This window comes from Sphingobacterium sp. BN32 (assembly GCF_030503615.1).
GTDB lineage: Bacteria > Bacteroidota > Bacteroidia > Sphingobacteriales > Sphingobacteriaceae > Sphingobacterium.
Map to the genome: position 1 here is coordinate 2,072,255 of NZ_CP129963.1, position 15,186 is coordinate 2,087,440.

Annotated in this window: 15 protein-coding genes and 1 riboswitch; of the genes, 8 read left to right on the forward strand and 7 right to left on the reverse strand. The window is 41.0% G+C overall.

What is annotated here, in order from left to right:
• The first annotated feature begins 433 nt into the window (after positions 1-433).
• A riboswitch (SAM-I-IV-variant riboswitch) is annotated at positions 434-527 on the forward strand.
• 57 nt (positions 528-584) lie between these two features.
• A complete protein-coding gene (locus tag QYC40_RS08710; RefSeq protein WP_301993583.1) occupies positions 585-842 on the forward strand; it encodes a 5-oxoprolinase in 258 nt (85 codons plus the stop codon).
• Between the two features lie 377 nt (positions 843-1,219).
• Here QYC40_RS08710 and QYC40_RS08715 read toward each other — a convergent pair whose 3' ends face one another.
• Positions 1,220-2,320 carry a DUF2891 domain-containing protein gene (locus tag QYC40_RS08715; protein ID WP_301993585.1) on the reverse strand — a complete coding sequence of 367 codons (1,101 nt, stop codon included), beginning with the start codon at positions 2,318-2,320 and terminating at the stop codon, positions 1,220-1,222.
• Positions 2,321-2,387: 67 nt separating this feature from the next.
• Here QYC40_RS08715 and QYC40_RS08720 point away from each other — a divergent pair, with 67 nt between their 5' ends.
• From QYC40_RS08720 to QYC40_RS08740, 5 genes are all read left to right on the forward strand, one after another.
• A complete protein-coding gene (locus QYC40_RS08720) occupies positions 2,388-3,062 on the forward strand; it encodes a DUF937 domain-containing protein (protein WP_301993586.1) in 675 nt (224 codons plus the stop codon).
• 155 nt (positions 3,063-3,217) lie between these two features.
• Positions 3,218-4,255: a low specificity L-threonine aldolase gene (locus tag QYC40_RS08725; protein ID WP_301993587.1), complete on the forward strand. Its 1,038-nt coding sequence runs from the start codon at positions 3,218-3,220 to the stop codon at positions 4,253-4,255.
• A gap of 63 nt (positions 4,256-4,318) precedes the next feature.
• Positions 4,319-4,849 carry an isopentenyl-diphosphate Delta-isomerase gene (idi, locus tag QYC40_RS08730; protein WP_301993588.1) on the forward strand — a complete coding sequence of 177 codons (531 nt, stop codon included), beginning with the start codon at positions 4,319-4,321 and terminating at the stop codon, positions 4,847-4,849.
• A 152-nt stretch (positions 4,850-5,001) separates the two neighbouring features.
• On the forward strand, positions 5,002-7,020 hold the full coding sequence (locus QYC40_RS08735; protein WP_301993589.1) for an FUSC family membrane protein: 2,019 nt from the start codon (positions 5,002-5,004) through the stop codon (positions 7,018-7,020).
• 77 nt (positions 7,021-7,097) lie between these two features.
• Positions 7,098-7,595 (forward strand): DinB family protein, encoded by a 498-nt coding sequence (locus QYC40_RS08740; RefSeq protein ID WP_301993590.1) that lies wholly within the window; start codon positions 7,098-7,100, stop codon positions 7,593-7,595.
• A gap of 50 nt (positions 7,596-7,645) precedes the next feature.
• On the opposite strand, the gene QYC40_RS08745 is transcribed toward QYC40_RS08740, so the two are convergent.
• From QYC40_RS08745 to QYC40_RS08760, 4 genes are all read right to left on the reverse strand, one after another.
• On the reverse strand, positions 7,646-8,080 hold the full coding sequence (locus tag QYC40_RS08745) for an N-acetyltransferase (protein WP_301993591.1): 435 nt from the start codon (positions 8,078-8,080) through the stop codon (positions 7,646-7,648).
• Between the two features lie 72 nt (positions 8,081-8,152).
• A complete protein-coding gene (locus tag QYC40_RS08750; protein ID WP_301993593.1) occupies positions 8,153-8,725 on the reverse strand; it encodes a hypothetical protein in 573 nt (190 codons plus the stop codon).
• A gap of 3 nt (positions 8,726-8,728) precedes the next feature.
• Positions 8,729-9,412, reverse strand: coding sequence for a hypothetical protein (locus QYC40_RS08755; protein WP_301993594.1), 684 nt, complete (start codon positions 9,410-9,412; stop codon positions 8,729-8,731).
• 153 nt (positions 9,413-9,565) lie between these two features.
• Positions 9,566-11,260, reverse strand: coding sequence for a helix-turn-helix domain-containing protein (locus QYC40_RS08760; RefSeq protein WP_301993595.1), 1,695 nt, complete (start codon positions 11,258-11,260; stop codon positions 9,566-9,568).
• Between the two features lie 311 nt (positions 11,261-11,571).
• On the opposite strand from QYC40_RS08760, the gene QYC40_RS08765 reads away from it, so the two are divergent.
• Together QYC40_RS08765 and QYC40_RS08770 are read left to right on the forward strand one after the other, a co-directional pair.
• Entirely contained in the window at positions 11,572-12,138 is a 567-nt protein-coding gene (locus QYC40_RS08765) for an AAA family ATPase (protein WP_301993596.1), read from the forward strand.
• Positions 12,139-12,262: 124 nt separating this feature from the next.
• Positions 12,263-12,658 (forward strand): (deoxy)nucleoside triphosphate pyrophosphohydrolase, encoded by a 396-nt coding sequence (locus tag QYC40_RS08770; protein ID WP_301993598.1) that lies wholly within the window; start codon positions 12,263-12,265, stop codon positions 12,656-12,658.
• A gap of 140 nt (positions 12,659-12,798) precedes the next feature.
• On the opposite strand, the gene QYC40_RS08775 is transcribed toward QYC40_RS08770, so the two are convergent.
• Both QYC40_RS08775 and hppD read right to left on the reverse strand, forming a co-directional pair.
• Positions 12,799-14,028, reverse strand: a complete 1,230-nt coding sequence (locus QYC40_RS08775) for a Glu/Leu/Phe/Val dehydrogenase dimerization domain-containing protein (RefSeq protein WP_301993599.1) — start codon at positions 14,026-14,028, stop codon at positions 12,799-12,801.
• Between the two features lie 17 nt (positions 14,029-14,045).
• Positions 14,046-15,173, reverse strand: coding sequence for a 4-hydroxyphenylpyruvate dioxygenase (gene hppD / locus QYC40_RS08780; RefSeq protein ID WP_301993600.1), 1,128 nt, complete (start codon positions 15,171-15,173; stop codon positions 14,046-14,048).
• Positions 15,174-15,186: the final 13 nt, after the last annotated feature.

Consider the following 15,186-nt stretch of genomic DNA (forward strand, 5'->3'; position numbering starts at 1 on the left):
GACCAGGATCCTGTCAATCCTTAAATCCTTGCTTTCCTGGTTCAAGACAAAAATCTAATGCCGCCCTAGGTCTTTATATTAACTACTAAGTACTAAGTACTGAAGACTAAATACTAGAGACTAAATACTAAAGACTAACTACTATCACCCAACAGCAACTCAACCCTTCGTCGACTCAAACCCAATGCAAACCCAATGCAAACCCAATACATACCCAATTCAAACCCAATGTAAACCCATTGTTTAACCCTTTATCAACCCAATCATAACCGCTCCAAAAGGGCGCTTATTAGGTTATAAAAAGCTTTTGATAAAAGCCATATATCTACTAGTATCATTTGAAGCATCTTGCCTCTCCCTACATGCTTCAGATCATCCTGAAAAATATTTTTTTTGAAAAATTTGGAATTTTAAAATAATATCTACTAAATTTGTAGAGTATTCAGAATTGCCATAGCAATACCAACCGAGTGAAGACACCGCGGTGGTAAAACAATACGGGTATCATGCCAAAATAAACGCAATAGCTTTATTTCACCCTTTCTGAATGCAATTATGGTTAAACCCTTTTAATTCTTAATTGTATGTCAAACACAAAACCATTACAACAGCACCTTGAAGAGCAGTTTAAGAACTACTCCACTCAAGAACTTGTCATTCTCAACAACGACATCGTAAAAACAAATTGGGGAACAAGTAAATCTGCATTTCGCACTGCCTTATTATCTGCATTATCAAAAAGAGGAATTGATCTTTCGGCAATTATCTCGAAGGAAGATGGAATCACACTGATACAACGAGTAGCAGTACGCTTGGAAGCGAATAGACTGGTTGCAATCTAATAGTAGTTAGTATTTAGTAGTTAGTAGTTAGTATTTAGACCTAGGGCGGGAATAGATGTTTTACGTTAGAGATTTGGTTTTGTCTTTCAGCTAGAAAATGAAATGACAGGTTGGCTTGAACCAGGAAAGGAAAGATAAAAGGATATACAGGATCCTGCTAATCCTTAAATCCTTCCTTTCTTGGTTCAAAACAAACTTTCCTGATTCAAGACAAACTCTCTCTTCCTGTTCAAAAACAAACCAGCAAAAAGAAAGGCGCCTAATCGGCGCGCTGCTCTAATTTCTAACATCTAATACATCACTCCTATTCCCGCCCAAGGTCTAACTACTAACTACTAACTACTAACTACTAACTACTAAATACTAAGTACTAAAGACTATTCCCCAGCAAGCGCATACAACGCAAAGGTCCCTAGCCAGTGTGAGCCCATGTAGTCATCTTTTGCAGAGATATTTCCGATGGAAAATGCGATATGGTTTTCAGCGATTGCTTTCAGGGCTTCCAGTTCTGGGATTTGTTTTACGATTCCTTTTAAGCAGACAGCTCGGCTGTAATTTAGACCATCTAGATGCACTAACTTTCCATCAGTCCGATCTTTTACTACGGCCGGCTCTAACTTAAAGTCTTTATCAAAAAGAACGGGCATAAATGTCTTTAGCCAAGCATTATAATCCTGCTTATTCATTACTTTGCTCATCAGAAATGCTTCTTCCAAACAAGGTGAGAGGAAGTCATTTCCACTAGGTTCATATGCCAGATTACAGTTGACATCCTGTTTGTAGTAACGAAGGCTATGTTCTTTAATTACTTCTTCGAAGGATTTGTCGCCCACGGTACGTGCATAATCTAGCGACAGGGAAAGACCGAAAGCTGTGTTATCATGCTGCCCGGTACGTATCGGGTAAAGTTGCTTCGGAAGATACTCCTTGTAGCGCTGTACTAGTAAATCGACTAAGGGTTGTAAGGCCTGCTCCCAGCGTTTTGCATCCGGGTCGTTCCAAGTGTGCAGCTCCTCCTGCAATTTAAAAAGCCATGCCCAACCGTAGGTACGTTCAAACCCGAGATTATTCTTATCCTCAAAAAAAGCTTTCTCGATGATTACATTATCAGCAGTAATATGCTGATTAAGAACTTTACGAACCTCTCCATTAGCGTCCAGTTCTGGAAACTGCTTCATGAGCTTCACGATAGACCAATATCCGTGGACTGAAGAGTGCCAGTCGTAGCATCCGTAAAACACGGGGCGCAGGACTTTAGGTGTTTTTAAATCGACTTCCGATGCAAGAACCTGACCAAGTTTATTCGGATACTCTATCTGTAAACAATGTATTGGTAGAGCAAAGATATCTTTCGCTAGCGTTGCTGTAAGATGAGTTTTTTCAATTTCGGTTTTTTCTTTTTTAACGGTTTCCGATTGACATGAACTAAAAATACCGGATATCAATACTAACCCTAAAATCGTTGTACTTATGCGCATTTACTTTGGCTTTATATTTGATTTATAAGCAGTAAATTTATAACAATAAAACAAAATAAACCAAAACATGAATATCACAGATTTAATTTCCGGCAATATCGGCTCCCAAGCTGTAGAGAGTATTTCTCAAAAATTAGGCGTAGACAAAGATAAAGCACAGTATGTAGTTGCTGCCGCAGTACCCTTGATGATGTCTGCTTTAAACTACAACGCGAACAAAAGTCCCGAGCAAGCGAATGGCATTCAAAATGCGATCGACAGCAAACATAACGGTAGTATCTTCGACAATTTGGGTGCATTGTTCAACGAAGGCCCTACCGAGGATGAGGATAAGATCGTAAACCATATGTTTGGTAGAAACACGGATAACGTAAAGGAAACCTTATCGGCAAAAACAGGATTAGATATTAAGAAAATCGCAGGAATTTTAGCTTTAGTAGCTCCGCTTGTTATGGGCTACCTAGGTAAGAAGAAGCAAGAAAGCGCTGGTGAAGCGGGATCTTCTGGCGGTGGTATCGGCGATTTAATCGGTAGTGTTTTGGGCGGAGGCGGTTCGGGTGCTGCATCCGGCGGTTTAGGAGGTATTCTTGGTAACATCCTTGGCGGTGCGGGCGCAAACAGCTCCCAGCCAAATGTTGGAGGTGGCTTAGGCGATCTAGTTGGTGACTTCTTCAATCAAGATAAAGACAAAGAATCTAAAGGTGGAATTTTGGATGCTTTAACTGGCATGTTTGGAAAATAAGACATAAAACATAAACATATAGAGCAGGCTGCGCATTGATTTGCTGCAGCCTATTTTGTTTTAAACGATGCATGACCTTTGCCAGAAAAACAATTGATAGCAAATAGTATTTGAATTTCACCCTTGCGCCCTTATTTTCCGCTATCTTTGAGCTAATGGGAACCAAAGTCAGTTTTAAGAACGATTATTCGGAAGGCGCACACCCCCGGATACTCGAAGTGTTATTAGAGACAAACCTGCAACAAGAGGCAGGGTATGGATACGATCGCATCAGTGAACAGGCGAAAAGATTTATCAGAAAACATCTAGAGAACCCCGATACGCCTATCTATTTTGTTTCTGGAGGTACACAAGCCAATCTTCTAGTGATTAGTCACTTATTGAAACCTTATGAATCAGTAATCGCTGCGGACACGGGCCACATTCATGTACATGAGACTGGTGCTATTGAGTACGCGGGGCATAAAATTAATACGGTTCCGCATATCGATGGGAAATTGACGATCGAAGGAATTCAATCGATATTGGACTTGCATAATGACGAGCATATGGTAAAACCCGCTCTGGTCTATATCTCCCAAACGACGGAACTGGGAAGCATTTATACAAAAGAAGAACTTCAACTTATTTCTACACTGTGCAGGGAAAAGGGACTAAAACTGTTTATAGACGGAGCAAGGATGGCCGCCGCCCTCTGCAGTGAGAAGGTTTCCCTAGTGATCCGAGATGTTGCTGCGTATGCGGACGTTTTTTATTTGGGTGCGACGAAGAACGGAGGCTTACTTGGGGAAGCGATTATATTTACAAATTCCGCGCTTGCAGAAGGATTTTCCTATGCGATGAAGCAAAAAGGGGCATTGATGGCAAAAGGGCGCCTATTAGCTGCACAATTTTATGCTTTATTTGAGCATCAACTTTATTTTGATCTGGCAAAACGTGCGAATCGCCACGCTATGCGCATCGCTGAGGCACTTCAGTCGGCAGGATTTTCTTTTTCATTGTCCCCAGAAAGCAATCAGCTATTTCCGATCCTGCCCTACAGCGTCATCAATGTTCTTTACGATGAATTTGAATTCTATGTTTGGGAAAAACTGAATGAGCAAGAAGCAGTCGTCCGTATCGTTTGCTCATGGGCAACAAACGAAAACGATGTTGATTTGTTCATTAAAAGAATAAAGGACCTGAGTAGCTAGGTCGGTAGGACATTTGAGATTTTATTTGTTATATTTCACACTTAAATATTAGCGAGCGTAACGATGATGAAGGAAGAATACGTAATATTAGTCGACGAACAGGACAATCCCATTGGCGAGATGGAAAAGCAGGCTGCACATGAGCAAAATAAAAAGCATCGTGCGTTCTCTGTTTTTTTATTGGACGAACAAGGAAGAATATTGTTGCAAAAACGAGCTGCTGGCAAATATCATAGTCCAAACCTATGGACCAATGCCTGCTGTGGGCACCCCCGCCCTGCTGAGGAAACGATTGATGCGGCAAAACGGAGAACATTTGAGGAATTGGGAATACAAGTCGAAATCGAAGAACTCTTTACCTTATCTTACGCTGAGGAATTGGAAAATGGTTTATGGGAAAATGAGTATGACCACGTTTTTGTTGGAAAATATACTGACCCGATAGAACGCTTTAATCCAGATGAAGTGCGGGCAATTAAATATGTAGCCGCCTATGAATTATTAGATGACCTAAAGCTTCACCCGGAACAATATACATTTTGGTTTAAGAAAATAATGCCGAAGCTGCTTCCCTATCTTGAAAAAGTAGATTAAAGTGTCTGCAAATTTTCAAAATTTAAAACAAGTAGAATTTCTGTCATCAAAATATTATATTGCATCATCTACAAGAAGCAATATCATATTTTATTTTCAATTTATTATTGTTATTTTTGCGCCTATAAATTAATGCAATTATAACATATTGAATGCTGCTTTTTTTAAAGGTAGCGTCATTTTTAAGGACTGAATCTAGTCTGGACGCACTTCGAAACATTTTAACCATCCTTTTACCCAGCACTTTGCTATTCCTTTTTTGGGATGGTCATATCGCAGTCGCTTTTGCTGTGGGCACTTTATTGGCCTCACTAACCGATCTACCAGGCAATAAATCGGACAAACTAAGCACCGCATTCTATTGTATCCCGATCTTTTTCGTTACAGCAATAACAAGCTCACTAGCTTTACATTATAATTCCTGGACTATAGTATTACTTTTAGGAATTTTTGGCTTCGTCTATACCATTATTGCCTTACTAGGTTTTCGCATCAATGTTGTTGGCAATTTAGGGTTAATCGTCGCCAGCTTTACCATTGGGCTACGTCCTGAAGACCCCATACAATTCAGTCTTTCTGTAACGGCAGGTGCGATATTCTTTTTCATCGTTTGTATTGCCCAAGTCTATCTGTTCCCACATCGCTCCTTACGCTATGCGGTGGAAGGCGGAATCAGTAATATGGCGAAACTCATACGTCTAAAGGTTGATTGTTATGATGAGGATGTACCTCTGAATAAAACGTATAAACAACTAAGCGCGCTGCATTCGCGGGTGAGCGATCAACTAGAATCTGTACGTTCCATTCTGTTGCGCGACAAACGTCTTCTCGCAGAAGGGAATGCATACAGCAAGCGCTGGTTGGCTAAGCTCTACCAATTGGTCGATCTTTATGAGCTATTGATGGCCGTAGATAACGATTATGAGACGATTAGAGAGACTTTGAGCGGTGGAAACACCTTACACAGCATCCGAAGGTCTTTAGCGATTCTAGCCTACGAAACGTCGCGATTGATGCAATCCAACAAAGAGAGAACTTTCCGCAGCATAGGTACGGCAGAACTGAAAAGATTATACGCGCAGCTAGAAGCAGAGCAGCGTCAGGCTTCTCCAGAAAAAGCGGCATTAATTTATTCTATAAGTGCTCAATTAAAGCAGTTGTCGGATATCCTTCAGCATATACATATCAGTAAGTTTGCTGCTGATGACTCCTGGATAGAATCTAAAAACTTTAAGGATTTTGTTGCTCCACAGAGCAGCTTCCAAACCATTATTAAGAATTTAAATTTTCGTTCGCCTATTTTTTCTTATGCGGTACGTATGTCGATTCTCTTGATATCGGGTGGTTTGATCGGGTTTCTCCTGCCGGAGTATCGTTATGCTTCCTGGATTTTGTTGACCATAATCTTAGTCGCCAGACCGAGCTATACCATTACGCAAAAGAGAAATTACCAACGAATTGTAGGTTCTTTGATTGGTATTGCGATCAGCCTACTTTTATTGCTGCTAATCAAAAATACCTTTGCCCTTTTAGCGATCGCCGCATTGTGTCTCTACCTGTTTCTTCTTTTCAATAAACCCAATTACTTGGTATGCGTGATTTTCATTACGATTACGATCTTGCTGGGACAGAAACTACATGAAGGAGAGCTTCATGATATTTTAGGTAGCAGATTCGCCTTCACCCTCTTAGGTTCTATATTTGCGGTTCTGGGTTGTTTGGCGATTCCTATCAATCATTATCGAAGCGTAGAACAAACGACAGCTTCTCTTTTCAAACATTTTCGTGATTACCTGGAGAAGATACAGGAAAGCTACCAGACCGCGAACTTGAATCACTACGACCTTCGCCTGCTGCGTAAATTTACGCAGGCTTCCTTGGCGCAAAGTTATGATTCGCTAGAGCAATTTGGGAAAGAGCCGCTTCGCGGAAAGGCTTTCAAAGACGATATACAGCATTTACAAACGCTCGCTTACCGCATCAACGCATTGCTGGTTGGCTTATCGGTCAACATCACCAAACTTGGGCTAAACTGGAATTCTGATGCCATGAATTCTCGGGTGAATTATGTTCAGGTGCTCATCGAAGAAGCGGAAGAGCTATCTAAGAAACTCGCACAATCCAAGCGTGCGAAGGATAACAGCAAAGTTAATCTTCAACCCTCAAAGTAAGGGACACCCAGCATTTCTTGCCTTAAGACAAGCGAACTTTGCATAGTATTTGAGATATTGCATTAAAGCAATGTACTATGGAAATCAATCAGCAAATATCAAGGGAGATTACGGAGGTTTTTGATCAGCTTAAGACGCTTATTCAGGATCTCACGGATGAACAGATTAATAGAAGGCCCGAAGCTGGCGGATGGAGTATCGGCCAAATCGTTGAGCATATTCTGCGTAGTTCGAATGGTATTCCGGATCGTAAAGTGCAGACCTATAATCGCGCTTTTGACGAGCAAGTGCCTGCTATTCGATCGCTGTTCTTGGATTTAAATACTAAGTTTGAAGCGGATAAAAGCTTGTTGCCTAAGGAGGATAATTATACGAAGGAGGACCTGCTAGAACGTGTGTTGGCTCGAAAAACGAAGCTTGTTCTGGATGTGAAGGATAAGGATTTGACGCTGATGTGCATGGATATGGAATTCCCGAATCTTGGCTATCTGACCAGGTTTGAATGGTTGACGGTGATAGCGGCGCATAGCAAACGACATTGTTTTCAGATTGAGAGTGTGAAGGGGGAATTATAGCGGGGCGAATAAAGGTTCTTCACAGCTTTCTGTAATAGATATTGAACAATCTATTTTTTGAATAGATCGACTATCGTCTTTAACGGCAAAAACATCCGTTTTGACGTTTTCAAAGGTAGAAAGCCTAGTTTAGTGTAAAATCTCTCAGCAGGCTCATTGGTTGGATCAACAATGACGGCATGGTTCCCCACGAGCGTGCTAATTTCTAGGATTCGTTTAAATGCATCAATTAGTATCGCTTGGCCTAGCTTGTTTCCCTGATAGTACTGGTGTATTGCTAAACGTCCAATAATGATAACAGGCACCTCAGTATATGATAAAGATTTCGCTAAATTGTCGGGGATATCGGATATATCTATACGATTGGACGAAAGCGTGTAATATGCAATTACATCATTCTTTTTGTCGGCAAGGACATAACAAACCGCCAAGCGCCGTTTGATATCTTGATTTGTACAAATGTACGGAAAAGATCCGTACAGCAAAAGGTGCTAATTATTGAAAAGACTGGGTGTATTGAGGATGGCTAGCGTTTTTGGGCATTACATCTCCACAAACTACCACCACTGCGCAATTGGTAGCTTATAGAAGTTTAGGTCAATCTTAGTTTGCCATGGAGCCATGGGGAAAGACCAACTTTCGGGAGTCTTATCGAATCGGCGACCTATGGATTGGTCACCCCATTGATACTCTACTTTATATTTTTTGCCATTATAATCGATAGCTCCGAACAGGCAGGGCTTCGAGCTTCCGGACACACCATTCGTATACATCGTTGCTTTGGAAAAAACTACTTGCTGACCTGCGGGAATTTTTACGATAAATCGTGCATCGGGTACTTCAATGGTCAAACGCTCGTGCAGGTATTGATAATTTCGCTGATACCGGTCGGTAATCAAATGAGGAAAATCGTCGTTGGTTGGGAATTCTTCGATAAACAGTTCGACATCTCTAACCAAGCTCAAGGGTTTGTTTAATATCTCTTGGAAGGGAGTGATTTTGTTCAGACTAGTAGACTTAGTTTTTACCGACGCATAAAGCATGAAGCAGAAAAGAAATATTGCAGCTACAACAACTAAGAGTGCAATTTTTAGCACGCACTTACCAGTTAATTCCTTTTTCTGCTTCATCTATTATTTCTTTTCCGTGAGGTTTACTTCAAGTAGACCATCCGTTGATTTTAAACGGATATTATAGCTTTTTTGTTCTTCAACCTTCATTTCGTCCGCCGTTTCCTCGAAATCCGTCGAGTTCATGTTGGCAGGAGTTTGGTGGTGAATCTGCATATCTTTACTCATCGCCAATTTTACAGTACCATTAGCATTCTCTGTTACTTTAAACCATCCAAATCCGGTCTTCGAGGGTACTCGATTCCCTTCTTCGTAGCGCTCGAAGCGACCAAAATATATATTGTTTGGCTCCATAGGTAATTCTAATGGCTGAGCTGCCGTTAAATTAGTATCTACAGGCTTGAAGAATGAATCATAGGTTAAATATGCGAATAGCCCGATAACACCAAGTAGCATAATATAACCAAGAGCTTTTATTTTAAAACGATAGGGTGCTTCTGGTACCTGAGATTCTTTTTGTTGAACAACATTGTGCATGCCCTCCGTCCAATATTTTTTCCCTATTCTTTTATTCGTAACGGTATCCACATAGAATGGAGCTGCGTCCTTCGATGTCGCTGAAAAAAATGCAGAACTTGAATAGTTACGAACAAAGGATAAAACCATCGGGTTTCCGGGGTTTACCGGATTTACTAATTGATCTACCGCAAAGGCAGCCTCTTCATGTTGTCGAATAGAAAAAAACATAGAATTCGATTTAGTTTAAGTTCAGCAGTTCGATTTTCGAAAAACTGTTGATATACCAAAGGTAGGTCACTCCTAAAAAAAATACTATCTGATGCCTTGCGGATTTATATAATACAGGTAGGAAAAACGGCTGGATATCATTTAAAACGCTATTTATCGACCTTCATCCTTTAGGTAATCTAAAAATTGAGAGGGTGTCACACCTGTACTTTTCTTAAATGCTTTACTAAAAATACTATGTGATGAGAAGCCTGATACTTCCGCTAAATAGCTGATCTTATATTGTTCAAACTGCGGTTCGTTCTTGATACGGTCGATGATGTAACGAATACGAAGACCATTAATATAATCATTGAAGTTCATCTCTTTGAACGTGTTGATAATCTTTGAAAGCGTAATGGTGTTAGTCCCAAGATAACTTGCCAAGTAAGACAAGCTCATGCGGCTATCAACGAAGAGATTGCTATGTTCAAATTCCGTCAGCTTATCTAATATCTTGTTCGTCTTATCATCAATTTCTTCATTGGCTTGGGATCCCCTCTGCTCGTTCGTGCGACGCTCCTTTTTCAAAGGTACAACTTTTGTTGCCTCATCAACAGCTTCGTTATCCATCTGATCCATGTATTCCTCAATCCTCGCACGGATTGCTTTATTCTCTGAAACCTGATAAAAAGAAAATAAGATCAAACCGACCGTAAGAATGCCAAAACCGATCAAACCATAACGAAGGAGATGATTGCTGTTACTGGTCGATTTAATGTCCTCCTCGAGTTTATTGACTTCTAAATTGTTGATAAAGGAATTGATAAAATTGGATTTCCGATTATCATTCATTGCAGCGTCTTGTTCGATAAAAAGGCGAGAATATTCCAATGCCTTCTCGGTTGCTCCCAATTCCTTACTCGATAAATAGGCATAGCGCAATGCCTCCATCTCAAAGTCAATATAATCAGCGACAGCAACTTGAGAATGAATCGCTGTTTCCGCCTGTTTCAAGGCTTCTTTATAATTCCCCTGTTGGTAATTTACTATGGCCAGAAATACGCGCGCTTTATATTGATATTCTTTAAAACTGTGTGAATCACCAAGATTAATAACCTCCTGAAGATAAGGGATCGCCTTATCAAATTCTTTCTTAAACAAATACAGCTGACCGAATGCTAACTTGCGCATTAAGCTGGAGCTATACAGATCATCGGGAAAATGCTTTTCGATGATTGCTTTCGATTCATTCAGATACTTTTCGGCAGATGCAAAATCCTCTTTCATCGTATATCCATGCGCAATAAAATTGATCAGTACTGACTTTCCCATCCACAAAAAATCTAAATCAACGCCTTTCAGCGCTTTGGACTCTTCAATTTTATTGATCTCTTGCAGATTCTTGAGGTTCTGCTCGATAAATAGGTCGAATTTACCGCTCAAATAATAGAAATAGCTGTATTCGGCTTTGGACAGCACCTTATTCATGCCCTCTGGGAGTTTCTCGATAAGCGGTTGAGCAGCCTCAAATACCATTTGACTTTTCTTGTATTCTTTCTTTCGATAATGAAGTTCCGCAATAGAAAGCTTTGCGACAACCTCATTGGTAAGATCGTCGGTATTTATTGCCGAGGAATCAAGCTTATTGTAATAAACTAATGCCGAGTCTAACTTACCCTCCGAGATTAACATCCGTCCTAAATCCTGATATAAAAGCTTCGTTTCATCAACGCTCAACTTTCGTTTTTCTAAATATTCCAGATAAAATGTCTTATGCGTAGAAAATGCCCTGTCTAAAAGTTCCTCATTGGAATACTTCGCTAAAGTATCAGGTAGCGGATTACTTTGTAAAGCTGTGGAGTGCAAACACAAAAAGGATAGAATTATTAAAAAAAAGCTATAGCACTTTAATCGCATGGAATGAAAATAAGATAATTGGAGCATCTTCACTGCTTAGGTCGAAACTTCCGAAAATAAGTCTTAATTAAATAATACTATAGCCAATATAATGCCACAATAAAACTATTTATAGACATTATTGTTATTCGATTAATTACAAGTTTAAACACAGAATAACAAGCACTTAACAAGGTGCGAAAATGACCTTATAAGCACAACAAGATTAGATATCTATCGTTTTATAATAAACAGTTAAATCAGCGTTTTTAAATATGCTCATGGATAATTTTTTCATTCTTACAGGCGGACCGGGGGTTGGCAAGACGACTTTGCTCCGCGCACTGGAAAAGGAAGGTTTTACAATAGTCGACGAAGTAGCACGTCATATTATTCAAGACGAGGTGCAAAAGCGTGGCGACGCCTTGCCATGGGCAGATAAAACCAAGTATGCTGAGCGGATGTTGTCCGGATCTATTGATACCTTTGAAAAGCAACAAATAGCATGTCCACATAACGTATGTTTCTTTGATCGCGGTATTCCCGACACATGGGCGTATGCAAAAATGGAAAAACTAGATCTATCTCCTGAGCTCCTTGAACGGACTACGGATTACAGATACAATCCTATCGTATTTATCCTCCCTCCTTGGGAAGAAATATATGCAACGGATGAAGAACGAAGACAAAGTTGGGAAGAAGCCCTGAGAACCTATCATGAAATTCAAGACACTTATATCTCGGCTCATTACCATTTGGTAGAAGTACCGAAGACAGATGTTGACGCAAGACGAGACTTTGTTATGAAAACCATTGTCGCTGCGATGAAGATGAAAAGCAACGGCTAATACCCAGCTCACAAAACTATCCTCCAGCGCGTGAAGCACTGGACTCCATAAAGAATCGGCCATAAAATTGGCGCTAGCGAATAATATTATTTTGCTATGCGTTAAATTTAACTATATTTATGTAATGATACATGTAGCCTGCGCCCTGATAGAGAAAGATAATCAAGTTCTAATTTGCCAACGATCGGCGGATATGAAACTTCCCTTAAAATGGGAATTTCCCGGTGGCAAACAAGAAGAGAATGAATCCTTGGAAGAATGTTTACTTCGCGAGGTTGAAGAGGAATTGAAGTTAAAGATTAAGATTCATCGTCCCTTAACCAAAGTAGAATATCATTACCCTGACTTCTCCTTAACGCTCTACCCCTACCTCTGTAGCATCCAATCCGGTGAACCTACTAAAACCGAACACGAACAAGTCATTTGGGTCGATCAAGTTGACCTAGGGAAATACGACTGGGCAAATGCCGACCTCCCCATCATAGAAGAGTATATTCGTATTGTAAGGGAAGCAATTTAAAACAGAAAAGAGTCTAATAAAGGCTCTTTTCTGTTTAGACAATAGATATAAGACATTAGACTTTAGACCTTGACCGGTTTAAACTAATCTAATTATGTCTGATGTCTACGGTCTAATATCTGACGTCTAACATCTCATATCTATATAAGCTGCTTCAAAGCAATCTCATATCCCCTCGACGAAATACCCGTCTTGGAAGTCGGATTAGCAGCATGTATAGCCTCCATGGCCTTCAGAATTATCGCTGATACATCAGAGAATAACGCATCGTCACTGATTTCAATATTGGGTTGCATCAGGTAAGCAAATACTCGCGCCATGCCGCAATTCGCGATAAAGTCTGGGATAACAGCGACATGTTGATCGGCATACTCCATCACGGGGCCATAGAAGATCTCTTTGTCGGCGAATGGGACATTGGCGCCAGAAGCGATCAGCTCTAGTCCGTGGGCTACCATCGTGTTGACTTGCTCTTTGGAAACAAGTCGCGAAGCGGCCGCAGGAATAAAGATATCAGCTCCTAATTTCCAGATGCGCTCATTGATCTCTTCGAATGGTATCAAATGGTCTGCAGCAAGGGAGTTTCCCTTACGCGATAAAAATAAAGCCGCAATCTCTTCTTCGGAAAATCCTTTCTCATTGATCAAACCACCGACGCGATCGATAATCCCGATAATCTTTACGCCAAATTTACTCAGGTAAAATGCTGCCGATGCAGCCACATTACCCCAGCCTTGAATGATCGCTGTCTTCTCACTTATCTGGCCTCCAAATAGCGAATAAAAATGACGAACTGACTCCGCAACACCGAATCCAGTAATCATGTCAGCAACCTTATATTTACGCCTCAATTCCGGACTGTATGTACCATCTTCCAATACCTTGGAAACACCATAACGAAGCTGTCCGATTTGATGTATTCGGCCATTCTCTCGCACATCGAAATGTCCGCTAAGCACACCCTCCTGCGGATGCCAAAGGCCGTATTGCTCCGTTAAAGGAATAACATCGGTTATTTCATCGATGTTCAAGTCTCCACCGGTGCCATAATAGTTTTTCAACAACGGCGTTACAGCCTTAAACCAACGATCCAGAACGTCTTTTTTACGAGGATCTGATGGATCAAAATTAATACCCGATTTAGCTCCGCCGATAGCCGGTCCGGACACTGTAAATTTCACCTCCATGGTCTTCGCAAGCGACTCTACCTCATTACGATCTAATCCCAAACGCATACGCGTGCCGCCGCCTGCGGCACCACCACGCAATGAATTGATAACAACCCATCCTTCTGCATCCGTCTCCGGATCTTTCCATTCAAAAACAATCTCCGGACGCTTCTCTTCGAAAGCTTTCAATAATTCTTTCATTCTAACTTTGCAATATGTTAAAGGTTTCCTCTCTTTTCTTGTTCTCTTTCGATGGCTTCAAATAGTGCTTTGAAGTTTCCAGCACCAAAACTCTGTGCGCCTTTGCGCTGAATGATCTCATAAAATAAGGTCGGACGATCCTCTACTGGCTTGGTGAAGATCTGAAGTAAATAGCCTTCCTCATCGCGGTCGACTAAAATTCCCAGATCCTGAATTATCTTGATTTCCTCATCAATAGCGCCAATACGCTCTGGTAACATCTCGTAGTATGCCTCCGGCGGTGCTCCTAAGAACTCCACGCCCCTAGCTTTTAATGCTTTTACCGTAGCAACAATGTCGTTGGTAGCTAAAGCAGCGTGCTGAACGCCTTCTCCCTCATAAAACTCCAAGTACTCTTCAATCTGAGACTTCTTTTTCCCCTCGGCAGGCTCGTTGATTGGAAACTTCACATAGCCATTCCCATTGCTCATTACTTTACTCATCAATGCTGAGTATTCCGTATTGATCTGCTTGTCGTCGAAAGAAAGGATGTTTACAAAGCCCATCACATCCTGATACCACGCTACAGTCTCGTTCATTCTTTCCCAACCCACGTTGCCCACGCAATGATCGATATACAATAAGCCCGTTTCCTCCGGGTTATAATCAGACTCCCATACTTGATAGCCTGGCATAAATGCACCCGTATAATTCTTACGTTCAACGAACATATGCACCGTCTCACCGTAGGTGTAGATACCAGCCGTACGAACTTCGCCAAACTCATCTTGTTTAACTTCTAGTTCCTGATACACTTTAGCACCACGGCTAACCGTTTCTTTGAAGGACTTCTCCGCGTCGTCAACCCATAGTGCCAACACTTTCACACCATCGCCATGCTTTTTAACATGTTCGGAAATAGGGTGATCCGATTTCAATGCTGTTGTCAGGACTAAGCGTATTTTATTCTGTTTGATAACATAAGAAGCGCGGTCGCGAACTCCTGTTTCCGGACCAGCGTAGGCTTCAGATTGAAATCCAAAAGCAGTCTTGTAATAATGGGCTGCCTGCTTTGCATTGCCCACATAAAATTCAACGTAATCAGTTCCGTTAATAGGTAGAAAATCCTGCGCTAAGGCAATCTTTTCTGCGAATGTTTGTGCCATAATCAATAATTTA